The sequence below is a fragment of the Oxalicibacterium sp. genome (assembly GCF_057353965.1).
The window spans coordinates 11930-33662 of record NZ_JBMQZD010000005.1 but is presented as its reverse complement, the minus strand read 5'-3'; the positions used below and the strand labels follow the sequence as shown (position 1 = coordinate 33662).

Here is a 21733-nt window from a genome sequence, read left to right as displayed (position 1 = left end):
TTGTAGCGACATCATTTTTGCGTCTCCTGCAACTCTAGCTTGGCTTCGCGCTCGACCCACTCGCCGGACGCATCCTGAACCGTTTCAACAATCTCCACCGCAGAATCGGTAATGCGCGTCACACGCCCCAGATTCTGTCCGATGTAGTTGCCCACCTTGACGTGGAAGACCGACTTGTCCACCAGCAGCACGCCATATGTCAGCCCCGGCTTGATCAGCGTGCCGACCATATGCATGGTGTCCAGCGGATAGCTTTCCAGCGGTTCGCGCCGGCGATCGAGATCCGGCTGGATGCCGCCGCTCTTGCGCGCCTTGGCCAGTGCGCTGGCCAGCTTGTTCGGGCTGTATGGATCTTCCCGCCCCTTGGCGTCGTAGGTAAATGGTTCGAACTTCTTGGGTTCCGACAATGGCTTGATCGATGCCCGTGTGTGTTGACGGACGTCTTTCATCCACTGGCTGAGTTCCTGCACGTCGCCATCGCCGCAACCGGACAGCACGATCGGCAGTAACAACGAAAAAATCAGACGGTTCATCGCGATGCGCCTCATTTCTTCTTACCGCCTTTCTTTTTCTTGTCGGCAGCGGCCTTGCGTTGCGCGGCGATCTCTTCCTCATCCAGATAACGGAAGGTCTTGGCCACTGCGTCCAGCGTCAGCACGCTGCCGTCCTTGCCGGCCACGAGATTCATCTTGTTCAGCGTGACGATGCGCGGCATGTTGGCGATATCGCTGGTGAAGGCGCCGATGTCATGATAATTGCCGGTGATGCGGATATCGATCGGCAATTCGGCGTAGTAATCCCGGACAATGACTTGTCCCGGCTTGAACAGCTGGAACTGCAATCCGCGCCCCAGGCCGGCCTGGTTGATGTCGGACAGCAACGCATCCATCTCCGCCTTGCTCGGCAATTGCTTCTCAAGCGCGGCAACGTATTCGTTGACCTGCTCCTTCTGCTTGCGCAAGCCTTCGAGATTGACCGCCTGCTGCACCTTGGACTTGTACGCGTCCTTCAGCGAAACTTCCGCTGCCACGGCGCGATCGATGTCCGCCAGCTGGTCGCTCCAGTAGAAATACCAGCCGACGACGATAACTGCCGCAACCACGCCTACCGCGCACAACATGCGTGGCACGATCGGCCACTGCCCCGGATGCAAACCATTGAGCCCCTGGAATTGCGCGCGTACCGACCTGCTTATATGTTTAATGTCTGCCATGTCGCCCTCCCTCAGGATTTCTTCGAGGCCTTCACAGGCGCATTGTGTTTTTCACCGGCAGCTTCCTTGTCTTTGTCGCGCGGGCGTTTGATGACGACATTGATCGAGAAATCGAAGATCTTCTTCGCGTCCTTGTCCTTGCCCAGGCTGACCGAACGAATCTCGATCAAATCGGGCTTTTCCAGCCACGGCGACTGATTGCCGAGATTGCGCAGCAGTTCGGAGACGCGTTCGTTGGATTGCGCATAACCGTTCAGCGTGACCTTCTGCCCGTTCTGCTTGAACGATTTCAGGTAGACGCCCTCGGGCACCTGCGCCGCCAGTTCATCCATCAGGTAGACCGGCTGGTTGCGATCGCTTTGCAGATCTTCCACCGCCTGCTGACGTGCCTTCAGTGCCTCGATTTCCTGCTTGAGGTTGGCCACTTCCTTGATCTGCACGTCGAGCTTGGCGTTTTCGGTCTTGATGAAGTTGTTCCGCTGCTCCTGATTGGACAACTTGCTGGCGAAGTAGCCGCCGCCCAGCAGAACGATCAATGCACCGATGATGGCGCTCAGCACCATCAGTGCCGCAAATTCCTTTTTACGCTGTTTGCGTTTCTCTTCCCGATGCGGAAGCAGGTTGATCTTGATCATCGGTCGAACCTCCGCATCGCCAGCCCGCACGCGACCAGATAGGCCGGCGCCTCAGTGCGCAGCTGCTTCTCGCGTACATTGGGACCGAGCTGCATGCCCTTGAAAGGGCTGATGACGGATGCCGATACCTTGGTGTTGTCGGCAACCTTTTCGACCAGGCCGGAAATGATCGCGCAACCGCCGGCAAGAAACAGCTGATCGATGCGCGTATAGGGTGTGGAAGTGAAGAAGAATTGCATGGCGCGCGCAATTTCTGCGGCGGCGCTGTCGAGGAAGGGTTCCAGTATTTCGGTCTGGTAACCGTCCGGCAGGTCGCCGGTCTTCTTTCTGGCTTCCGCCTCCTCGTAGGACAAGCCGTAGGTCCGGACGATTTCCTGCGTCAGCTGGTGGCCGCCGAATGGCTGTTCGCGTTCGTAGACCAGTTGACCGTCCACCAGAACCGACATGTGCATGACCTGCATGCCGATCTGGAACAGGCCGAGAATCTGCCCCTGACCGCCCTTCGGCAATTGTGCCGCCAGGCGCTCGACCGCAGCGCGCGCGGCATACGATTCGATATCCATGACGGTCGGTGTCAGGCCGGCCGCTTCGGCAACGGCCACGCGATCCTCGACCTTTTCCTTGCGCGTCGCCGCCAGCATGACTTCGATGTCGTCTTCCGAATTCTCGACCGGGCCGATCACGTCGAAATCCAGACGGACTTCATCCAGCGCAAACGGGATGTACTGGCTGGCTTCGGTCTCGACCTGCAGTTCCAGCCCCTCTTCGGACAGGTCGGCCGGCAGGATGATCTTCTTGGTGATGACGGAGGCAGGCGGCATGCCCATCGCGACCAGCTTGGCCTTGGTGCCGCTTTTCTTCCACACGCGCGAAACGGCGTCCGTCACTTGCTCGATGTTCTCGATGTTGCCGTCGACCACCGCGCCGCGAGGCAGCGGCTCTGATGCAAAGCATTCGAGGCGCAATTCTTTGCCGGTATCGGAAAGTTCGACGAGCTTCACGCCCGAACTACTGATGTCCAGGCCAATCAACGGCGAATTCTTCTTGCCGAATAAGGAGCCAAAATCTAAGGCCAAGGGCAACTCTCCCCAAACGTTTATTTGTTATAGATATGAACGCGATGCCGTTTAGCTTGTCCAAGCCCGATTTAAACCGGTCCGGATGACGATGTAATGACTTTGTTAAGAAAAAACCTTTTAAAAACTTGTATTTAGCGAACTTTGATAAAACGTCGCGTTAAATCCTAGCAACAAGGGTTGAAAAGTGTAAAGCAATTTCCAACGAGTAATTTGCAAATCCGTTGCCAATTGTCCACGCGGCTCCGCAGATTTTGCAATTGCCGCTATTCCCGGACACACTCATCCCTCCGGCAACGTCGTCGCTATAATGGCGCGATACTTTTTCTCCTCTCCTTGCATGGCTTCCAAAAAATCCGCCTCCGGCGGCGCACGTGAAAACCCCCAGAAAAGCGCTCTCAATACCTTGCTGCGATATGGCCTGGGACTCATCGGATTGATCACCGGACTGGGCGTCATCGGCGCCCTGATCGTGTTTTTCACCCTGGTCATGGCTTATCCGAATCTGCCGACGCTGAATGCCCTGATCGACTATCGACCCAAGATTCCGTTGCGCATTTTCTCTGCAGATGGTGTACTGATCGGCGAATTTGGCGAAGAAAGACGCAATCTTGTCCGCAGCAAGGATATTCCGGACATCATGAAGAAAGCCGTGCTCGCAATCGAGGACGACCGTTTCTTCGAACATGGCGGCGTGGACTACATCGGCATCGCGCGGGCGGCAATCCACAACTTGGGCGGCGGCGCGCGCCAAGGCGCTTCGACGATCACGCAGCAGGTCGCGCGCAATTTCTTCCTGTCCAGCGAACAGACGCTGAAACGCAAGGTCTATGAAGCCCTGCTCGCATGGAAAATCGAGAACAACCTGAGCAAGGACCAGATTCTCGAGATTTACATGAACCAGATCTATCTGGGCCAGCGCGCCTACGGCTTCTCGTCGGCCGCGCAAATCTATTTCGGCAAGTCGCTGAAAGAGATCAGCATCGCAGAAGCCGCGATGCTGGCCGGCCTGCCGAAGGCGCCGTCCGCCTATAACCCGGTCGTCAATCCGAAACGCGCGAAGGCGCGCCAGCAATACATCCTGCTGCGCATGTATCAACTCGGCTACATCAGCCAGCCGCAATACGAACAAGCCAAGACCGAAGAAATCAAGGTCAAGACCAACAGCAGCGAATTCGGCATCCACGCAGAATACGTGGCCGAAATGGCGCGCCAGCTCACCTACGACCAGTTCAAGGACGACAGCTACACGCGCGGCCTGAACGTCTTCACGACCATCACCAAGGCCGATCAGGATGCCGCCTATCTGGCGGTGCGCCGCGGCGTGATGGATTACGAAAAGCGCCACGGCTACCGCGGCCCGGAAAGCTACATCAACATTCCGGACAACAAGGAAGAAGCCGAGGACGCGATCGAGGTCGAACTCGCCAATCACCCGGACAGCGACGATCTGGTTGCCGCCGTGGTGCTGGAAGCCACGCCCAAGCTGATCCGTGCCGTGCTGATTTCCGGCGAGGAAATCAAGATCGAAGGCGCAGGCTTGCGTTTTGCCGCGGCGATGCTGAGCGACAAGGCGCCGCCGAACAAGCGCATCAAGCGCGGTGCCGTCATCCGCGTCACGCAGGAAGGCAAGGACTGGAGCGTGACGCAGATGCCTGAAGTGCAGGCCGCATTCATCGCCGCCAACACGGCGGACGGTGCGATCCGCGCACTGGTCGGCGGCTTCGACTTCAACCGCAGCAAGTTCAACCACGTCACGCAAGCCTGGCGCCAGCCGGGCTCGTCGTTCAAGCCGTTCATCTATTCGGCCTCGCTGGAAAAAGGCCTGTCGCCGGCGACGATCATCAATGACGCCCCGATCAGTTTCGACAGCGGCCAGACCGGCGGTCCGCCGTGGGAGCCGAAGAACTACGATGGCAAATATGATGGCCCGATGACGATGCGCCGCGGCCTGATGAAATCGAAGAACATGATTTCGATCCGCATCCTGCACAAGATCGGCGCCAAGTACGGCCAGGAATACGCGACCCGTTTCGGCTTCGATGCCGACAAGAATCCGCCGTACCTGACATTGGCGTTGGGCGCCGGCGCCGTCACGCCGATGCAGATGGCCGGCGCGTATGGCGTATTTGCCAACGGCGGCTACAAGGTCAATCCTTACCTGATCTCGAAGATCACCGATGCCGACGGCAACATTCTGTCTGAAGTGAAACCGGCACGTGCCGGCGACGAAGCCAATCGCGTCATCGATGCGCGCAATGCCTTCCTGATGAACAGCATGTTGCGGGACGTCGTCAACGGCGGCACCGCCGTCAAGGCCAAGGCGTTGAAACGCACGGATCTTGCCGGCAAGACCGGCACCACTAACGATTCGTTCGACGCCTGGTTTGCCGGCTACCAGCCCAGCATCGTTGCCGTCGCATGGATGGGCTTCGACCAACCGCGCAATCTGGGCAATCGCGAAACCGGTGGCGGCCTTGCCTTGCCGATCTGGATCAACTACATGCAGAATGCGTTGAAGGGCGTGCCAATGGCCGATTTGACGATTCCGGACGGCATCATCACCGTCAACGGCGAATACTATTATGCGGAAAGCCCGCCGGAACTCGGCGTACGCAGCCTGGGCATCGGCGATGCGACCGGGACCAGCCAACCTACGCGCGACGAAGTAAAGAACGAACTGTTCTGACGCTGGTCGTTCGACGATAAAAAACGGGAAGCCTTTGCTTCCCGTTTTTTTTTACAAGCAATCAGTTCAGCACGACCGATGCCCCGCCCTGCTCGCTGACCATCTTCGACAAGGCCGCCAGCAATTCCGCACCGTCGCGCGTGCCGATCCAGTGCGTGCCATCCGATTTGAAATGGAAACCGCCGGATTTGGCTGCCACCCACAGTTCCTGCATCGCCGCCTGGCTGTTGACGATGATTTTTGTCCCGTTGTCGATAAATTCGATTTCCAGCACATTGCCGTTGCGCGAACATTCGACGTCGAGATCGCCGCTGTCGTTCACCCGCTCCAGCGCCGCCTCGATGCGGTTCAGCATGGTTTCCGCCTGCTCCAGGAATTCCGATTCGGTCATGCTACACTCCACCACGTTTCATCAAACCGTGATTCTATCGTGAAGCCCCGTTCCGGCACGTTCCGTTTTCTTCCCACCCTGGCCGCAGCTCTCGGCCTGACTTCGCTGATGGTGCTCGGCGGTTGCGGACAGCGCGGCCCGCTCTATATGCCGCAGCAAGGCAAGCCTGCTTCCGCATCGGCCCGCACGGTCGGCCCGGCAGCGACCACGCCTGCACCGGATGCAGGAACGGCGCCGTCAACCGCTTCCCCCGATTCAAAATAACCGCATTCCATGTCGCATTTTTCCTATCAGCACGGCGAACTGCATGCCGAAAACGTTCCGTTGACACGCATTGCGCAGCAATTCGGCACGCCCACCTACGTCTATTCCAAAGCAGCGCTGGTCGAGAATTTCCGCTCCTATGCCGACGCCTGCAAAAAACATGGCCGCAATAATGAAGATGGTAACGATGCGCTGGTTTGCTATTCGGTCAAGTCGAATTCCAACATTGCCGTGCTGAATCTGCTCGGCAAGCTCGGCTCCGGTTTCGACATCGTTTCCGGCGGCGAACTGCTGCGCGTACTGGCGGCCGGCGGCTCGCCACGCAAGGTGATCTTTTCCGGCGTCGGCAAATCGCGCGACGAAATGCGTCTGGCGCTGTCGCACGACATTCTCTGCTTCAACGTCGAATCGATTCCCGAACTGCACCGACTGAACGAAGTCGCGGCCGAACTGGGCAAGAAGGCGCCGGTTTCGCTGCGCGTGAATCCGAACGTCGATGCGAAGACGCATCCCTACATTTCCACCGGACTGAAGGACAACAAGTTTGGCGTCGCCTATGAAGACGCGCTGGAAACCTACCGCGTCGCCGCTTCGCTGCCGCACATAGCCGTGACCGGCATCGACTGTCACATCGGTTCGCAATTGCTGGACGACGCGCCGCTGCTGGAAGCCGTCGACAAGCTGACCGAACTGATCGATACGCTAGCTGCAGAAAACATTCACGTGCATCACCTGGACATCGGTGGCGGCATCGGCATCGATTACGACGGCGACAAACCCGTTGCCGTCGGCGACTATCTGTCCCGCCTGTTCGCAAAGATCGATGCATGGCGTACCGCCAAACACGACGACAAGCCGATCAAGGTGTTGTTCGAACCGGGCCGCTCCATCGTCGGCAATGCCGGCGTCCTGCTGACCGAAGTCCAGTTCATCAAGCACGGTGAAACAAAAAACTTCGCAATCGTCGATGCGGCAATGAACGATCTGATGCGTCCAGCCATGTATGAAGCCTGGCACGGCGTGCAGCCGGTCAGGCAACGCGATGCTGCGGCTGCGGTCTACGACGTGGTCGGCCCGGTTTGCGAATCCGGTGACTGGCTGGCGCGCGCACGCGAACTGGCGATCGAACAGGGCGATCTGCTCGCCATTCTCTCTGCCGGCGCTTACGGCATGACGATGTCGTCCAACTACAATACGCGCGGCCGCGCGGCGGAAGTCATGGTGGACGGCACGCAGGTACATCTGATCCGCCAGCGCGAATCGGCGGCCGACCTGTTTGCGCTGGAATCGCTGCTGCCACAAGCGTAAACAGCAGACAAAAAGAAAAAGCGGATGACATTGTCATCCGCTTTTTTGTCTTTCCGAAACAGCACGCCATCCATCATGCAGGCGACCGCAGCTGCTTCGCTTCTTTCGCACGCTTCTGCATCGCCCATACCGCGCGCACCAACAGCAATGCACCGACGATCACCAGAAAAATCAGCGGCTCGGTGAAATTGTTCTTGCCGGCCCGCATCCACCAGAAATGCAGCAAGCCGAGCGGCACGATCACATAGATCAGCCGGTGCAGCCATTGCCAGCGCTTGCCACCCAGCCGTTTCACCATACCGTTGGTGCTCGTCACGGCCAAAGGAATCAACAAAACGAACGCCGTGAAGCCGACAAGAATGAAGGGGCGCTTCGCTACGTCCTTGAGCATTTCCTGCACGTCGAAGAAATGATCGAACCAGAAGAAAGCCGTGAAGTGCAGCAGCACGTAAAAAAAAGCGAACAGCCCAAGCATGCGACGCAACCTGATCAGCCAATTCCATTTCGTCCATCGGCGCAAAGGCGTCACTGCCAGCGTCATCGTCAGAAAATACAGCGTCCATTCGCCGGTATTCCAGGTGATGAACTCGACCGGATTCGCTCCCAGGCCATCGGTAAAGGCACCAAACAAAAGCCGGCCGAAAGGAATCAGGGCCAGGGCAAAGATCATCACCTTGATGACGACCAGTTGCCGTTGCGAGGGATTGAATTGCATGCGTCTCCTTGCGCTACCGGTAACGCTCAGAAATATTTTCTGAGATCCATGCCGCTATACAGCGATGCCGCCTGACTGTAACCGTTGAACATCAGCGTCGGCCGCTTCTTCGTGAAGAAACCGTCTTCGCCGATGCGGCGCTCGCTGGCTTGCGACCAGCGTGGATGATCGACCTGCGGATTGACGTTCGAATAGAAACCGTATTCGTTGGGCGCCGCCAGATTCCATGCAGTAGGCGGCTGCTCCTTGACGAAACGGATCTTGACGATGGACTTGGCCGATTTGAAGCCGTATTTCCACGGCACAATGATGCGCACCGGCGCGCCGTTCTGGTTGGGCAGCACTTCGCCGTACATGCCGAGCGTCAGCAGCGTCAGCGGATGATTCGCCTCGTCGATGCGCAAGCCTTCCGTGTACGGCCAGTCCAGCACCGGATAGCGCAGGCCGTTCATCGACTGTTTGTCTTCCACCGTCACGAATTGCACATATTTGGCATTCGACGTCGGTTCGACTTTCTTCATCAGTTCGGAAAACGAATAGCCGATCCATGGAATCACCATCGACCAGCCCTCGACACAACGCAGCCGATAGATACGCTCTTCCAGCGACGCCAATTTCAGCAACGTATCGATGTCGATCGTCATTGGCCTTTTGACTTCACCCTCGATGGACACCGTCCACGGGCGTGTCTTCATCGCACCGGCATTACGCGCGGGACTGCTCTTGTCGGTACCGAATTCATAGAAGTTGTTGTAGGTCGTAGCGTCCCGATACGGCGTTTGCTTGTCGGGCACGACATAGGTGGAATTCGCCTTCGCAACCAGTTTTTGCGTAGCGGACGCGGCGAACGCTTCGCGTGTCGCCATCTCCAGCAGAGAACCGCCGGCGATCGAGCCAAGCGCAATCTGCTTGATGAAGGAACGACGCGATTCGAACACCGCGCGCGGCGTGATTTCGGATGGGAACGGCAGATCGATTCCGTTGGGCGGGCGCTTGATCAGCATGGCAGCTCCTGCAAGGCAATGGTGATATGTTGCCTGTCTGACCGGCCTGCCGCAATGGAAGTTTCGTTACGGAAAGCTAAACAATGTATCCCGGTTTCGTTACAACTTGCTTTACAGCTCGCCGTACGAATGCAAGCCGGACAGGAACATGTTGACACCGAGGAAAGCGAAGGTCGTCACCAGCAGGCCGACCACTGCCCACCATGCAGCGACGCGGCCACGCAAGCCCTTCATCAGCCGCATGTGAAGCCAGGCCGCATAGTTGAGCCAGACGATCAGCGCCCAGGTTTCCTTCGGGTCCCACGACCAGTAGCCCCCCCATGCTTCGGCCGCCCACAGCGCGCCAAGGATCGTCGCAATGGTGAAGAAGGCGAAGCCGACGGCGATCGCCTTGTACATCACGTCGTCCAGCAATTCCAGCGACGGCAGGCGATCTACCAGCATGCCATGCGATTTCAGCAGGTAGGCCACTGCGACCATTGCCGCCAGCGAGAACGTGCCGTAACCGATGAAATTGGCCGGCACATGGATCTTCATCCACCAGCTTTGCAATGCCGGCACCAGCGGCTGAATCTGGGCCGCATCGCGCGTGACCATGTACCAGATCAGGAAAGCCACTGCTGCGCTGACAACCAGCAACACGAACGGCCCGAGCTGGCGTGTCGCGTAAGTCTGTTCGTAATACAGATAGAACAGCGAGGTCACCATGCAGAAGAGGATGAAGACTTCGTACAGGTTCGAGATCGGGATATGACCGATGTCGGCACCCATCAGATACGACTCGTACCAGCGCACCAGCATGCCGGTGAAGCCCATGACGACGGCCGCCCAGCACAGCTTGCTGCCGAGCGATGCGCCAGTCTGCGATTTCAGCAGCAGCCCGCCCCAGTAGAATAACGTCGACAGCACGAACAATGTGCTCATCCACAGGATTGCGGACTGGCTGGACAGCAGATATTTCAGGAAGAATTTCTGTTCGGCTGCCTGCAGGTTGCCGCCATACATGGCGGTCGCCGACAAGGCCAGCACCGCCAGCAACGCCATCAGCCAGCGCACCGATTTCCAGTGCCAGCCCAGCCAGGCGAATACGGGCGCGGCCAGCACCAGAACCGCACGTTCGTAACCATCCATGTGATGGCCGTACTGCCGCAACGCGAACAGCGTGCCGATCAGCAATGATGCGCCATATAACCAGTCGATCATGGAAAGACGCCGAAAAAAACCGGGGGCTTGCGCATACATGCGATTTTGTACGACTTCCATGCCTTGTCTCCGTGATGATTCTGCGTCGCTTCGCCTATGGATGGCGAAAACGCACAGTATATAGTGAGCAATTGTCGTTTATGGCAGCGGCAATTGCTGTTTCAGCACTTCAAATTCTTTCTCGAAATCCAGCGTCTTGCGTTGCGAACTCATTGCCATCAACGCATGCGACGCACCGTTGCCGGCTGGCTTGATCCAAACCCACAGACGGCGCTCGCGTATATAGAACATCGAGAACACGCCAATCACCAGCAACAGGCAACCGAAGTAGACGACATTCTTGCCGGGCGAGCGCGTCACCTGCAGGACCGATGCTTTCACTTCCTCGAAACCCTGCAATTGCAGATAGACCGGCGCACCGTAAAAGAAGGCGTCCGAATACGCATTGGTCGCCAGTTGCAGGAAGCGGCCATGCTTTTCATCCGGTTCGACTGGTGGCAGGCCGTCGCGTTCGCGCGCCAGTTGCCACAGATCCCATAGACTGCCGTTCAGTATCTTCATGAAGATGTCTGCAGCCTTTTCCTGTTCCTGCGGCGGGATTTTTTCGAGGAAGCGCGAAACGGCGACATAACCCGATTCGCGTTCGTCGCCGGCGAAGATGGTTAATCCTTTCAGCGACGACGCCTGCAGCTGTTCACGCAAGCGTATGGCGTTTTCCCGCGTCTCCGGCGCCGCGCGTCTCGCATAGCGCTGTGCCGCCTGTGCACGCAAGGCTGGATCCGTAAGCGCTGCACGCAAGCGCATCCATTCTTCCACCGTGTCGTTGTCGTCGGCCGGGATGCGCAAATAACGGAACGGACCGTCCGGCGTATCGCGCATGCCGGCAAGGAATACCCAGGAACCGTCGATCAGCACCGGCTGCATGTAGTTCAGGTATTCGCGTGCCTGGCCGTTCTTGTCGCGCAGCTTGTATTGCACGCTGGGGCCGACGTTTTTCAGATCCTCGTTTTCGGCATTCTTCGCTGCAGAGCCCAGATGTTTATCGAGACTGGCGGAAAAAGATTGCCCGAAACCCTGCCGTGGATTGACGGCACGCACATCCTGGCCGTTCTGCGCCATGTTCTCGACATTGAACGGACGAAAGCCCGACCATTCGACCGTGTAATCATTGCCTGCCGATTGCAACGGCGACGAATTGCCCACCTCGCCCTCCATCGAGAACGATGCGCGTTGCATGCCCTGCATCGGATAACCGGCCAGTTTCAAATAACTGCCGCCGTCCTCGAAACTGGATTGATACATGGCGATGCCGCGATAGATCAGCGGTTCGTTAACCTTGATCGTCGCGGGAAAGGACTTGCCGCTCTCGCTATCGGTGATGACGACGTCGCTGGCAAACAGTTTCGGCATGCCGGTGGAGTAATAGTCGATGACGAAGCGCTTCAACTGGATCGTGAACGGCAAATCCTGAATCAGCACACCATCCGCCTGCGGAATAATCGCGGTATTGCTGCTGCCGCCTTCCGGAATCATCGTATTGCCCCGGAAGGTCGGATTGCCGAGGCCGAGACGATGCTCAGCCGGAATCTGCGAGATCAGGCCGCTGCCGGAGAACGCCGTCTTGTCGAACAGCAGCTTCTGGACGCGGATCGGCAGATCCGAATCGAGCAGGCCGCCCAGACAGATGATGACGATGGACGCGTGGGCGAAGATGTAGCCCCACTTGTTGCCCGCGCCCTGGCGCGCTGCGATCAGCGCGGCATTTTCCCGCTCGAACACTTTCACCTTGTAGCCGCTGGCGGCAATGCGGCTTGCGGTCTGGTCGGTTAATGCCGCATGATCCAGACCGCTTTCCCATTCCGTCCGATGGTGGAAATTGCGCAGCGATTGTTCGCGCACGTTGTCGCGCCAGCTGCGCATGTCGTGCAGCATCTTGGGCGCGTTCCGGATCAGGCACAACGATGTCGAGACGACCAGGAATCCCATAATCAGCAGGAACCACCAGGCCGAATAGACAGAGTACAGATCCAGCTTGCCGAACAGTTCGAACCAGAATGGTCCGAACTGGTTGACGTAGTTCGGCATCGGCTCGTTCTGCTTCAGCACGGTGCCGATGATCGATGCGATCGATATCAGCGTCAGCAGACTAATGGCAAAACGCATGGACGACAGCAGCTCGACCGTTTCCGCAAGCCAGCGACGGCTGGTCTGTAATTCCCAGCCGCCTGTATTTATTTCCGCGGTATTGGTTTCCACCGTATTTGTTTCCATTCCGCTCGTCATTCCGCCGTTCATTCTTCAGTTCATTTCTTCAGTTCATTTCTTCATTCGCATGCACGTAGCCGCCATGCTCTCATGAAAAACAAAAGGGGCAGCCTAGGCCGCCCCCATTCTGTTTTTCAGCGTGATACTTTTACTTAAGGCCTGCCACGTAATCCGCAACGGCCTGAATTTCCTCGTCCGACATCCGCTTGGCAATGGTCGTCATCGGATCGCTGTTCTTGCGCGCACCGGAACGGAAATTGACCAACTGTGCCGTCGTATAGTCCTGATGCTGGCCTGCCAGACGCGGGAACTGCGCAGGAATACCGGCGCCATTCGCGCTGTGGCATGCGGCGCAGGCCGGAATATGCTTCTCGGCGATGCCGCCGCGGAAGATCTTCTTGCCCAGTTCGACAGTCGCCGGATTGCGCGCTGCGCCTAGAGCAGGTTTCTGCTTAGCCAGATAGGCCACGACATTCTGGATGTCTTCTTCCGTCATGGCCTTGGCGATGCTGGTCATGATCGGATTGTTGCGCGCAGGACCCTTGAAGTCGAGCAGCTGCTTATGGATGTAGGCACCGGGCTGGCCGGTCAGCTTGGGATTCTGCGAAATCGTCGAATTGCCGGCCGCACCATGACAGGCAATACAGGCAGTAACGTTGCGTGCCGCATCGCCAGTGTTGTACAGCGCCTCTCCCTTGGCGGGATCGGGTGTGGCAGGTTTGGTGGCTTGGGCGCTGGCGAGGGAAGAAACGATTGCCAACATTGCAACGGACGCGATTTTTATGATTGGAAAACAAACTCGATTCATTCAAACACCCTGAGTATTTAAAATTCTGGCCTGAGGTGGCGACGTTTTGTTACCGTTCGTTCTGCACGTACTGCAATTGAAAGCTTTGGTTCCTCCGTGGGGCATCATGCCTGACCGTTGATTGTACAATAGCTTTTCGGCATTTTTGCCAACCTTCATGTATTTTCCGGTTCCCCTATGTCCCTACTTTGGCAAGCCCGTTTCTTTACCACCGTGAATCATCTTCGCGATTTGCCAAATACGCAAGTTCCTGAAATTGCCTTTGCCGGCCGCTCCAACGCCGGCAAATCAACGGCCATCAACATTCTGGCCAACCAGAAGAAACTCGCATTCGCGTCCAAGATGCCGGGGCGCACGCAACATATCAACTACTTTTCGATCGGTGGCGCGCACGTCGGCCAGCACCGCAAGGACGAAACCCGCGTGGATGAAATCCGCGGCCTGCTGGTCGATCTGCCCGGCTATGGCTATGCCGAAGTTTCCGGCTCCGCCAAGCTGCACTGGCAGGAATTGCTGGGCAATTACGTCCGGCAGCGCAAGCAGCTGGCAGCGCTGGTCCTGATCATGGATGCGCGCCGACCGTTCACCGATCTCGATGTCCAGATGCTGGAATGGTTCGCGCCGACCGGCAAGCCCATCCATTGCCTGTTGACGAAGGCAGACAAATTGAATCGCAGCGAAAGTGCCGACGCCCTGCGTTCGGCCCGCGCATTTCTCGGCAGCTATGTGGACGCGGAAGGCAAGCCCTTCCCGTTCACGGCCCAGCTCTTTTCCGCGCTCAAGCGCAGCGGAATCGACGAAGCTGACGATAAAATCCTGTCATTACTGGGATTAAACGATGCGGAGGAGGCATCCGATGCCACGCCGGCCAATTCGTGAAGCATCTTCGCGAATCGATCGCGCATAAAAAAAAGCCCTGGAGAAAGGGGAGTATCTCCAGGGCAATAACGCCATATCGCTGTGGTAGCGATGCGGCCCCGCTCAGGGAGGAGAAGCGGGAGATGCATAGCATCTGCCATCTAGGATAAGCATGCAGCGAAAAAGTTTCACCGGTTCGCCGCTTTTTTAACGATTGCCCTTTTTGCCGAAGTCCGCCATGTCCAGACCCTTGACCAATGCACAATTCCCCGCCGTCCGCATGCGCCGCATGCGCAAGGATGCCTTCTCACGCGCGATGATGCGGGAGAACGTCATCACGCCGGCCGATCTCATCTATCCTGTCTTCATTACCGACGGCGAAAACCAGCGTGAAAAAGTTTCATCGATGCCTGGCGTGGAGCGGCTGTCGGTCGATCTGCTGCTGAACGTGGCGGAAGAATGCGTGGCGCTGCACATTCCGGCACTGGCGCTTTTCCCCGTCATCGGCGCATCGCTGAAGACGCCGGACGGCATCGAAGCCACCAACCCCGACGGGTTGGTACCGCGCGCCGTGCGCGAGCTGAAGAAGCGCTTCCCCGAACTCGGCATCCTGACCGACGTCGCCCTCGACCCTTACACCAGCCACGGCCAGGACGGCGTGCTCAATTCTCAGGGTTACGTGCTCAACGACGAAACCACTGCGATCCTGGTCAAGCAGGCGCTGACGCACGCGGAAGCAGGCGTGGACATCGTCGCGCCGTCGGACATGATGGACGGCCGCATCGGCGCCGTGCGCGCCGCGCTGGAATCCAGCCACCATATTCACACCCGCATCATGGCGTATTCGGCCAAGTACGCATCGGCCTTCTACGGCCCGTTCCGCGACGCGGTCGGTTCGTCGGCCACGCTGGGCAAGAGCAACAAGATGACGTACCAGATGGACCCGGCCAACAGCAATGAAGCCTTGCGTGAAATCGCGCTGGATATCGCCGAAGGCGCGGACATGGTGATGGTCAAGCCTGGCATGCCGTATCTGGACATCGTGCGGCGCGTGAAGGATGAATTCAGGATGCCGACCTTCGCCTACCAGGTCAGTGGCGAGTACGCGATGATCAAGGCTGCCGCGCAGAACGGCTGGATCGATCACGACAAGGCGATGATGGAAGCGATGATTGCCTTCAAGCGTGCGGGGGCCGACGGCGTGCTGACTTATTTCGCACTGGATATCGCCCGACGACTGAAAATCAGCTGAATGAAAAGCAGCTGAAAAGGTGGGGGAAAGAAAGCGAGTTGAAGAAGACCGCCTAATAAAAAGCGCCCTTTAGGGCGCTTTTTATATTGTGGATATTGCCTTGTCCGCTTACTTGTTCGGCTGCGGCGTCAGACGCAGATACGGCCGCTCGGCCTTGTAACCTTTCGGATACTTCTGCTTGATCACTGCCTCGTCCTGCACGGTCAACGGGATGATGACATCGTCGCCGTCGCGCCAGTTACCCGGCGTTGCAACCGCATAGCCGTCCGTCAACTGCAATGCATCGATGACGCGCAGCACTTCATCGAAGTTGCGGCCCGTGCTCATCGGATAGGTAATGATCAGGCGGACGGTCTTCTTCGGATCGATGACGAACAGGGAACGCACCGTCGCCGTCGCCGACTGGTTCGGATGGATCATGTCGTACAGCGTCGAAACGGTCTTGTCCGCATCGGCAATAATCGGGAAACCGACCACGGTCTTTTGCGTTTCCTCGATGTCCTTGATCCACGACAGATGCTTTTCCGCCGGATCGACCGACAATGCAACCGCCTTGACATTGCGCTTGTCGAATTCCGGTTTCAACTTGGCGGTCAAGCCGAGTTCCGTGGTGCACACAGGTGTGAAGTCCGCCGGGTGGGAAAACAGAACCACCCACGAATCGCCCGCCCAGTCATAAAACTTGATCTTCCCGATCGACGACTCCTGCTCGAAATCAGGTGCGGTATCGCCCAAACGTAATGTCATTACTTTCTCCTTTGCACTGTAATCGATCTCACTACAGCAAGACTATAGCGAAATAGTCGTGCCGCCCAAAGACAGATATCCACTATACAAATAACGGAAAGCTATGTGTACCTTTCGCCCAAGCTTTCAGGCTTCCGGATCTCCAGATATCAGCTCAAACTCGCTTCTCGCCGGAAAAGCCGTGTTCAGAAACGACGGATATTCGCCAGCGATTGCGCAAACCTGTCGGCATTCTGGAAACCGATAACGCGGCCTCCCGGGATCTCATGACCATTCCTGTCGAAGAAGATAATGCCCGGCGGACCAAACAGCTGAAAGCGCTTCAGCATCGCCTTGTCGTCGGCGTCGTTTTTCGTGACATCTGCCTGCAGCAGCACCATGTCCGCCAACTGAGCGCGCACGCGTGGATCGGGGAAAGTCAGCTTTTCCATCTCGATGCACGAGACGCACCAGTCCGCGTAGAAATCCAGCATTACATACTTGCCCGCGGACTCTGCCAGTGCACGGTCCAGTTCTCCCACACTCTTAACCCGAACGAAAGTCACATGAGCTTGCGGCGCCGACTGAAGATGCGACAGCGGTGCCAGAGGATCGCGCCCACCGCCCGCTACGCCAACCAACTGAACCGCGCCAAGTACGGCAAAAGCCAATCCTGCCGCACGCAATGCCCACCCTTTGCCTACACCCCACAGCAGATAGGCGCCATAACCAAGGCCGATCGCCGCCCACCCCAACATCTGGACGATCGCCGGAATAACAGGCGACACCATCCACCAGGCAACCGCCAGCATCAGCACCCCGAAGAAACGCTTGACGTCGTTCATCCACACGCCGGCACGCGGCAACAGGGTTCCTGCCGACAGGCCGACCACCAGCAGCGGCACGCTCATCCCCATTGCCATCGCAAACAATGCACTGCCGCCAATGACCACATCCCGCGTCTGACTGATGTAGACCAACGCACCCGCCAACGGAGCCGCAACGCAAGGCCCCACAATCAATGCAGAGATTGCGCCCATCACGAACACTCCCAGCATCTTGCCGCCGGAGAATCGGCCGGAAGTCTGCGTCAGCCGCGTCTGCAGCGCCGCCGGCACCTGCAGTTGGTAGACATCGAACATCGACAAGGCCAGGACAACCATCAGGATCGCAAAAGCACCCAGTACCCAGGGATTTTGTAACGCAGCTGCCAGCCCCTCGCCGATCAAGCCGGCGGCAACACCCAGTGCCGTGTAGACGATCGCCATACCTAGTGAATAAACCAGCGCCAGCATGAAACCGCGCCCACGACTTGCGCGGGCGCCTTCACCGACGATGATGCCGGAAAGAATCGGCACCATCGGCAACACGCACGGCGTGAAGGCGAGGCCGATACCAAGCAGAAAGAACAGCGACAGGATGGCCGGCAGGCTGCCGCTCTGCAACGCTTTCTCGATCCGACCAGTTACTGAATCAGGCATGCCTCCAGCCGATGCCGCAATGCCGCCGCCGACAATCGCATCTGCGGCGATAACCGCCGGGTCAAGCCCGACCTGCGACTCCATCGGCGGATAGCACAAGCCCTTGTCGGCACATCCCTGGCTGGTCACCGAAAGGACAAAGGGGCCGCTCGCTTCGACCGGGATACGGATCGTTACCTCCTTGTGATAGGTTTCGACATCCTTCTGGAAAGTCTCGTCGAACTTGATCACGCCAGGCGGAATCTCGGCTTGTCCCAGTGCTGCATTAGTCGTCTTGAAGGCGAAGCGTTCGCGATACAAGTAATAACCGTCCGCAATCTTGAAATGAACGACGATGGTCTTGGCATCGGCCATCCCTGCCGACAGTTTGAAGGCAACGTCGGGAGGAAGATAATCGTCTTCGGCCTGCGCCTGCGACGCCATCATCATGCACATCACGACGAGCAACATCTGCAGCATTGCTGCTATGCCTCGCGCATACGATGGAACCCGTTTTCCGCTTCCTGCTCTGTCCACTCCGCCACTCCTAGATTTCATTAGCACCGCCGGCGACCTGCGCACCCAGCCAGTCGAAATAACTCTGCAGACCAGTTGCAATCGGCACCGCCACGATTTCCGGCACTTCATACGGGTGCAATTCACGTATCGCGGCTTCCAGCTCTACATAACGTTCCTGCACCGTCTTGATATGAACCGGCACCTCGGTTGCCTCCTCGATCGCATTCTGCCATCGATAGACGGCGCGAATCGGCGGCAATAGATGGACACAGGCGGCCAGACGTCGTTCAACGAGTACGCGTGCCAGTTTCTTGGCCGCGGCTTCGTCCGGAAGTGTCGTCATGACCAGCAGCGCGCGAAAGGCACCCTTGTCGTTCATGTTCTGTAATACGCCGATTTATTCGATCCGGTTACAGTAAACGAATATGCCGAAAAAACAAAAGCCAGGCTTGTGCCTGGCTTTTATCGATTGCCTGCGCCATCAATGATGGCGTTGACGCTTGCTTATTCCGCGCTGTTGTCTTCGACAGCTTCGGTGTTTTCCGGACGGTCGACCAGCTCGATGAATGCCATCGGTGCATTGTCGCCAACACGGAAGCCCATCTTCAGAATACGCAGGTAACCGCCGTTGCGGTTTGCATAACGTGGGCCCAGTTCGGAAAACAGCTTGCCGACGATTTCACGGTCACGCAGGCGGTTGAATGCCAGACGCTTGTTTGCCAGCGTATCGGTCTTGCCCAACGTCAGGATCGGTTCGACGACGCGACGCAGTTCCTTAGCTTTCGGCAGCGTGGTTTTGATCGCTTCGTGACGCAGCAGCGAAACGGTCATGTTACGGAGCATCGCGAGGCGGTGCGAGGAGGTACGGTTCAGTTTACGGAGGCCGTGACGGTGACGCATGATGAATCCTTTCAGGTTTCGAGTTTATATCCAGTTCTTCTATCGTCACTTGCCAGCGACGCGGACCGGTAAATCAATCAACAACAAACAAAGCGAGGCGGAGTATACCCCGCCTCGCAGAAAATTACTTCTCCAGACCGGCAGGCGGCCAGTTTTCCAGCTTCATGCCCAGCGTCAAACCGCGGGATGCCAGCACTTCCTTGATTTCGTTCAGGGACTTGCGGCCGAGGTTCGGCGTCTTCAGCAGTTCATTTTCGCTACGCTGGATCAGATCACCAATGTAGTAGATGTTTTCTGCTTTCAGGCAGTTTGCGGAACGGACCGTCAGCTCCAGATCGTCGACCGGGCGCAGCAGAATCGGATCGACAGCCGGTGCACGCGACGGTGCATCTGCCGGTGCTTCGGTGCCTTCCAGCGCTGCAAACACGTTCAACTGGTCGACCAGGACGCGAGCCGACTGGCGGATCGCTTCTTCCGGCGTGATCACGCCGTTGGTTTCGATGTTGATGACCAGACGATCCAGGTCGGTACGCTGCTCGACGCGAGCGGATTCGACTGCGTACGATACACGGCGAACCGGCGAGAACGAAGCGTCCAGGATGATGCGGCCGATCGTCTTGTTCGTGTCTTCCGACAAACGACGCACGTTGCCCGGCACATAGCCGCGGCCTTTTTCGACCTTGATCTGCATGTCCAGCTTGCCGCCCGCGGTCAAATGCGCGATCACGTGATCAGGATTGATCAGCTCGACATCGTGCGGCAGTTCGATATCCGAAGCCAGCACGGCGCCTTCGCCTTCCTTCTTCAGGATCAGCGTGACATCGTCACGGTTGTGCAGCTTGAAGACGACGCCCTTCAGGTTCAACAGCAGATCGACGACGTCTTCCTGCACGCCATCCAGCGACGAGTATTCGTGCACGACGCCTGCGATCGTCACTTCGGTCGGCGCATAGCCGACCATCGACGACAGCAGCACGCGGCGCAACGCATTGCCCAGCGTATGACCGTAGCCACGCTCGAACGGCTCCATCACGACTTTCGCGTGACCGGCGCCCAGCGCTTCGACTTCAATGATACGAGGCTTCAACAAACTGTTTTGCATGTAATGTCCTTTTCAATACCCTCGGCTCGTTACACCGATAAGGCTGATGGAGTGATAACGACTGCTGCTGGCGAACCCGGAGAAAACAGCGCCGCCGCGCGCCTGCACTCCGGTTCTAGATTGATGCGATACAGCGGCGGCTTGTTACTGTTACTGCGATTAACGCGAATACAATTCGACGATCAGCGATTCGTTGACGTCGTTGGCGATTTCGCTGCGGTCCGGAGCCGACTTGAAGGTACCTTCCATTTTCTTGGAATCGACCGACACCCACGACGGCATGCCGACTTGCTCGGCCAGCGACAGCGCTTCGACGATACGAGTCTGCTTCTTGGCCTTTTCACGCACGGCGATCACGTCGCCCGGCTTCACTTGGTACGAAGCGATGTTGACGACGATACCGTTCACGGTGAATGCCTTGTGCGAAACCAGCTGGCGGCTTTCCGCGCGGGTCGAACCGAAGCCCATGCGATAGACGACGTTGTCCAGACGGCCTTCCAGCAGTTTCAACAGGGTTTCACCGGTGTTGCCCTTGCGGCGATCCGCTTCGGCGAAATAGCGGCGGAACTGACGCTCCAGAACGCCGTACATGCGCTTGACCTTCTGCTTTTCACGCAGTTGGTTGCCGTAGTCCGACGTACGCGCGCCCGAAGTGCGGCCATGCTGGCCCGGCTTGGAATCCAGCTTGCATTTGGAGTCGAGCGAACGACGTGCGCTCTTCAGAAACAGGTCGGTACCCTCGCGACGCGAGAGTTTTGCTTTAGGTCCGATATAACGTGCCACGGTATTTTCCTTTTATCGAATGACGCCCCAAATTCATCGGGCGCTAGTCTGATCTGCCTGCAATCAGACGGTGGGCTTAAGAACAAAACCCGCCAAGGGCATTGGCGGGCATTTACTGCAATTCAAACAGTCGAAATCGACCGTCCGGATTTTAGATACGACGACGCTTCGGCGGACGGCAGCCGTTGTGCGGGATCGGCGTTACGTCCTGGATCTGGGTGATCTTGATGCCCAGATTGTTCAGTGCACGAACCGACGATTCACGGCCAGGCCCAGGGCCCTTGATGCGCACTTCCAGATTCTTGATACCGCATTCGATCGCGACCTTGCCGGCAGCTTCTGCTGCAACCTGCGCTGCGAACGGGGTCGATTTACGCGAACCCTTGAAGCCTGCGCCGCCCGACGTTGCCCACGACAGGGCATTGCCTTGACGATCGGTGATCGTGATGATCGTGTTGTTGAAAGACGCGTGGATATGCGCGATGCCTTCAGCAACGTTCTTCTTAACTTTCTTACGCACACGTGCTGCGGCGTTATTCGGTGCTTTTGCCATTATAAATTT

The 21733-nt window shown here is 57.6% G+C and carries 22 protein-coding genes; 5 read left to right on the top strand and 17 right to left on the bottom strand.

From position 1 onward, the window contains the following. Positions 1 to 11 precede the first annotated feature (11 nt). Genes ACO1VH_RS09730 through ACO1VH_RS09715 form a run of 4 tightly spaced genes read right to left on the bottom strand, consistent with a single transcriptional unit; the run spans position 12 to position 2924 of the window. A complete protein-coding gene (locus ACO1VH_RS09730; RefSeq protein ID WP_486244272.1) occupies positions 12 to 533 on the bottom strand; it encodes a pilus assembly protein PilP in 522 nt (173 codons plus the stop codon). An 11-nt stretch (positions 534 to 544) separates the two neighbouring features. Continuing rightward, positions 545 to 1213, bottom strand: a complete 669-nt coding sequence (locus ACO1VH_RS09725; RefSeq protein ID WP_486244271.1) for a type IV pilus inner membrane component PilO — start codon at positions 1211 to 1213, stop codon at positions 545 to 547. 11 nt (positions 1214 to 1224) lie between these two features. Further along, positions 1225 to 1848: a PilN domain-containing protein gene (locus tag ACO1VH_RS09720; protein ID WP_486244270.1), complete on the bottom strand. Its 624-nt coding sequence runs from the start codon at positions 1846 to 1848 to the stop codon at positions 1225 to 1227. Next, entirely contained in the window at positions 1845 to 2924 is a 1080-nt protein-coding gene (locus tag ACO1VH_RS09715) for a pilus assembly protein PilM (RefSeq protein WP_486244269.1), read from the bottom strand. The genes ACO1VH_RS09720 and ACO1VH_RS09715 overlap by 4 nt, the downstream gene beginning before the upstream one ends. 340 nt (positions 2925 to 3264) lie before the next feature. Here ACO1VH_RS09715 and ACO1VH_RS09710 point away from each other — a divergent pair, with 340 nt between their 5' ends. Then, on the top strand, positions 3265 to 5613 hold the full coding sequence (locus ACO1VH_RS09710) for a penicillin-binding protein 1A (RefSeq protein WP_486244268.1): 2349 nt from the start codon (positions 3265 to 3267) through the stop codon (positions 5611 to 5613). A gap of 61 nt (positions 5614 to 5674) precedes the next feature. On the opposite strand, the gene cyaY is transcribed toward ACO1VH_RS09710, so the two are convergent. Then, positions 5675 to 6004 (bottom strand): iron donor protein CyaY, encoded by a 330-nt coding sequence (gene cyaY / locus ACO1VH_RS09705; RefSeq protein ID WP_486244267.1) that lies wholly within the window; start codon positions 6002 to 6004, stop codon positions 5675 to 5677. 39 nt (positions 6005 to 6043) lie between these two features. On the opposite strand from cyaY, the gene lptM reads away from it, so the two are divergent. Further along, entirely contained in the window at positions 6044 to 6268 is a 225-nt protein-coding gene (lptM, locus tag ACO1VH_RS09700; protein WP_486244266.1) for an LPS translocon maturation chaperone LptM, read from the top strand. Positions 6269 to 6277: 9 nt separating this feature from the next. Beyond that, the gene (gene lysA, locus ACO1VH_RS09695) at positions 6278 to 7576 is read left to right on the top strand and encodes a diaminopimelate decarboxylase (RefSeq protein ID WP_486244265.1); all 1299 of its coding nucleotides are present in this window, start codon (positions 6278 to 6280) and stop codon (positions 7574 to 7576) included. A gap of 73 nt (positions 7577 to 7649) precedes the next feature. On the opposite strand, the gene ACO1VH_RS09690 is transcribed toward lysA, so the two are convergent. The 5 genes from ACO1VH_RS09690 to ACO1VH_RS09670 form a co-directional block, all read right to left on the bottom strand. Beyond that, positions 7650 to 8291: a protein-methionine-sulfoxide reductase heme-binding subunit MsrQ gene (locus tag ACO1VH_RS09690; protein ID WP_486244264.1), complete on the bottom strand. Its 642-nt coding sequence runs from the start codon at positions 8289 to 8291 to the stop codon at positions 7650 to 7652. Positions 8292 to 8317: 26 nt separating this feature from the next. After that, positions 8318 to 9295 (bottom strand): protein-methionine-sulfoxide reductase catalytic subunit MsrP, encoded by a 978-nt coding sequence (gene msrP, locus ACO1VH_RS09685; protein ID WP_486244263.1) that lies wholly within the window; start codon positions 9293 to 9295, stop codon positions 8318 to 8320. Between the two features lie 111 nt (positions 9296 to 9406). Further along, positions 9407 to 10558 carry a c-type cytochrome biogenesis protein CcsB gene (gene ccsB / locus ACO1VH_RS09680; RefSeq protein ID WP_486244262.1) on the bottom strand — a complete coding sequence of 384 codons (1152 nt, stop codon included), beginning with the start codon at positions 10556 to 10558 and terminating at the stop codon, positions 9407 to 9409. A 78-nt stretch (positions 10559 to 10636) separates the two neighbouring features. Continuing rightward, entirely contained in the window at positions 10637 to 12769 is a 2133-nt protein-coding gene (locus ACO1VH_RS09675) for a cytochrome c biogenesis protein ResB (RefSeq protein ID WP_486244261.1), read from the bottom strand. Positions 12770 to 12911: 142 nt separating this feature from the next. Continuing rightward, a complete protein-coding gene (locus ACO1VH_RS09670; RefSeq protein ID WP_486244260.1) occupies positions 12912 to 13571 on the bottom strand; it encodes a c-type cytochrome in 660 nt (219 codons plus the stop codon). Positions 13572 to 13748: 177 nt separating this feature from the next. Between ACO1VH_RS09670 and yihA the strand changes: the two genes are divergently transcribed. Together yihA and hemB are read left to right on the top strand one after the other, a co-directional pair. Then, positions 13749 to 14450, top strand: a complete 702-nt coding sequence (gene yihA, locus ACO1VH_RS09665) for a ribosome biogenesis GTP-binding protein YihA/YsxC (RefSeq protein WP_486244259.1) — start codon at positions 13749 to 13751, stop codon at positions 14448 to 14450. A gap of 217 nt (positions 14451 to 14667) precedes the next feature. Beyond that, positions 14668 to 15681, top strand: coding sequence for a porphobilinogen synthase (hemB, locus tag ACO1VH_RS09660; RefSeq protein WP_486244258.1), 1014 nt, complete (start codon positions 14668 to 14670; stop codon positions 15679 to 15681). A 108-nt stretch (positions 15682 to 15789) separates the two neighbouring features. Here the strand turns inward: hemB and ACO1VH_RS09655 are convergent, their stop codons facing one another. The 7 genes from ACO1VH_RS09655 to rpsK form a co-directional block, all read right to left on the bottom strand. Next, positions 15790 to 16428, bottom strand: a complete 639-nt coding sequence (locus tag ACO1VH_RS09655; RefSeq protein WP_486244257.1) for a peroxiredoxin — start codon at positions 16426 to 16428, stop codon at positions 15790 to 15792. A gap of 185 nt (positions 16429 to 16613) precedes the next feature. After that, positions 16614 to 18347 carry a protein-disulfide reductase DsbD gene (locus ACO1VH_RS09650; RefSeq protein WP_486244256.1) on the bottom strand — a complete coding sequence of 578 codons (1734 nt, stop codon included), beginning with the start codon at positions 18345 to 18347 and terminating at the stop codon, positions 16614 to 16616. A 67-nt stretch (positions 18348 to 18414) separates the two neighbouring features. Beyond that, on the bottom strand, positions 18415 to 18765 hold the full coding sequence (gene cutA, locus ACO1VH_RS09645) for a divalent-cation tolerance protein CutA (protein ID WP_486244255.1): 351 nt from the start codon (positions 18763 to 18765) through the stop codon (positions 18415 to 18417). Between the two features lie 125 nt (positions 18766 to 18890). After that, on the bottom strand, positions 18891 to 19286 hold the full coding sequence (gene rplQ, locus ACO1VH_RS09640) for a 50S ribosomal protein L17 (protein WP_486244254.1): 396 nt from the start codon (positions 19284 to 19286) through the stop codon (positions 18891 to 18893). Between the two features lie 124 nt (positions 19287 to 19410). Next, positions 19411 to 20388 carry a DNA-directed RNA polymerase subunit alpha gene (locus ACO1VH_RS09635; protein WP_486244253.1) on the bottom strand — a complete coding sequence of 326 codons (978 nt, stop codon included), beginning with the start codon at positions 20386 to 20388 and terminating at the stop codon, positions 19411 to 19413. Between the two features lie 159 nt (positions 20389 to 20547). Further along, positions 20548 to 21171 carry a 30S ribosomal protein S4 gene (gene rpsD / locus ACO1VH_RS09630; RefSeq protein WP_486244252.1) on the bottom strand — a complete coding sequence of 208 codons (624 nt, stop codon included), beginning with the start codon at positions 21169 to 21171 and terminating at the stop codon, positions 20548 to 20550. A 151-nt stretch (positions 21172 to 21322) separates the two neighbouring features. Next, positions 21323 to 21724 carry a 30S ribosomal protein S11 gene (gene rpsK / locus ACO1VH_RS09625; RefSeq protein WP_486244251.1) on the bottom strand — a complete coding sequence of 134 codons (402 nt, stop codon included), beginning with the start codon at positions 21722 to 21724 and terminating at the stop codon, positions 21323 to 21325. Positions 21725 to 21733 lie beyond the last annotated feature (9 nt).

Bases quoted from the DNA above. Each gene is read 5' to 3' on its own strand.
- ACO1VH_RS09730 (WP_486244272.1), bottom strand. From the start codon at position 533: ATGAACCGTCTGATTTTTTCGTTGTTACTGCCGATCGTGCTGTCCGGT.
- ACO1VH_RS09725 (WP_486244271.1), bottom strand. From the start codon at position 1,213: ATGGCAGACATTAAACATATAAGCAGGTCGGTACGCGCGCAATTCCAG.
- ACO1VH_RS09720 (WP_486244270.1), bottom strand. From the start codon at position 1,848: ATGATCAAGATCAACCTGCTTCCGCATCGGGAAGAGAAACGCAAACAG.
- ACO1VH_RS09710 (WP_486244268.1), top strand. From the start codon at position 3,265: ATGGCTTCCAAAAAATCCGCCTCCGGCGGCGCACGTGAAAACCCCCAG.
- cyaY (WP_486244267.1), bottom strand. From the start codon at position 6,004: ATGACCGAATCGGAATTCCTGGAGCAGGCGGAAACCATGCTGAACCGC.
- lysA (WP_486244265.1), top strand. From the start codon at position 6,278: ATGTCGCATTTTTCCTATCAGCACGGCGAACTGCATGCCGAAAACGTT.
- ACO1VH_RS09690 (WP_486244264.1), bottom strand. From the start codon at position 8,291: ATGCAATTCAATCCCTCGCAACGGCAACTGGTCGTCATCAAGGTGATG.
- msrP (WP_486244263.1), bottom strand. From the start codon at position 9,295: ATGCTGATCAAGCGCCCGCCCAACGGAATCGATCTGCCGTTCCCATCC.
- ccsB (WP_486244262.1), bottom strand. From the start codon at position 10,558: ATGGAAGTCGTACAAAATCGCATGTATGCGCAAGCCCCCGGTTTTTTT.
- ACO1VH_RS09675 (WP_486244261.1), bottom strand. From the start codon at position 12,769: ATGGAAACAAATACGGTGGAAACCAATACCGCGGAAATAAATACAGGC.
- ACO1VH_RS09670 (WP_486244260.1), bottom strand. From the start codon at position 13,571: ATGAATCGAGTTTGTTTTCCAATCATAAAAATCGCGTCCGTTGCAATG.
- yihA (WP_486244259.1), top strand. From the start codon at position 13,749: ATGTCCCTACTTTGGCAAGCCCGTTTCTTTACCACCGTGAATCATCTT.
- hemB (WP_486244258.1), top strand. From the start codon at position 14,668: ATGTCCAGACCCTTGACCAATGCACAATTCCCCGCCGTCCGCATGCGC.
- ACO1VH_RS09655 (WP_486244257.1), bottom strand. From the start codon at position 16,428: ATGACATTACGTTTGGGCGATACCGCACCTGATTTCGAGCAGGAGTCG.
- ACO1VH_RS09650 (WP_486244256.1), bottom strand. From the start codon at position 18,347: ATGCTGCAGATGTTGCTCGTCGTGATGTGCATGATGATGGCGTCGCAG.
- cutA (WP_486244255.1), bottom strand. From the start codon at position 18,765: ATGAACGACAAGGGTGCCTTTCGCGCGCTGCTGGTCATGACGACACTT.
- rplQ (WP_486244254.1), bottom strand. From the start codon at position 19,286: ATGCGTCACCGTCACGGCCTCCGTAAACTGAACCGTACCTCCTCGCAC.
- ACO1VH_RS09635 (WP_486244253.1), bottom strand. From the start codon at position 20,388: ATGCAAAACAGTTTGTTGAAGCCTCGTATCATTGAAGTCGAAGCGCTG.
- rpsK (WP_486244251.1), bottom strand. From the start codon at position 21,724: ATGGCAAAAGCACCGAATAACGCCGCAGCACGTGTGCGTAAGAAAGTT.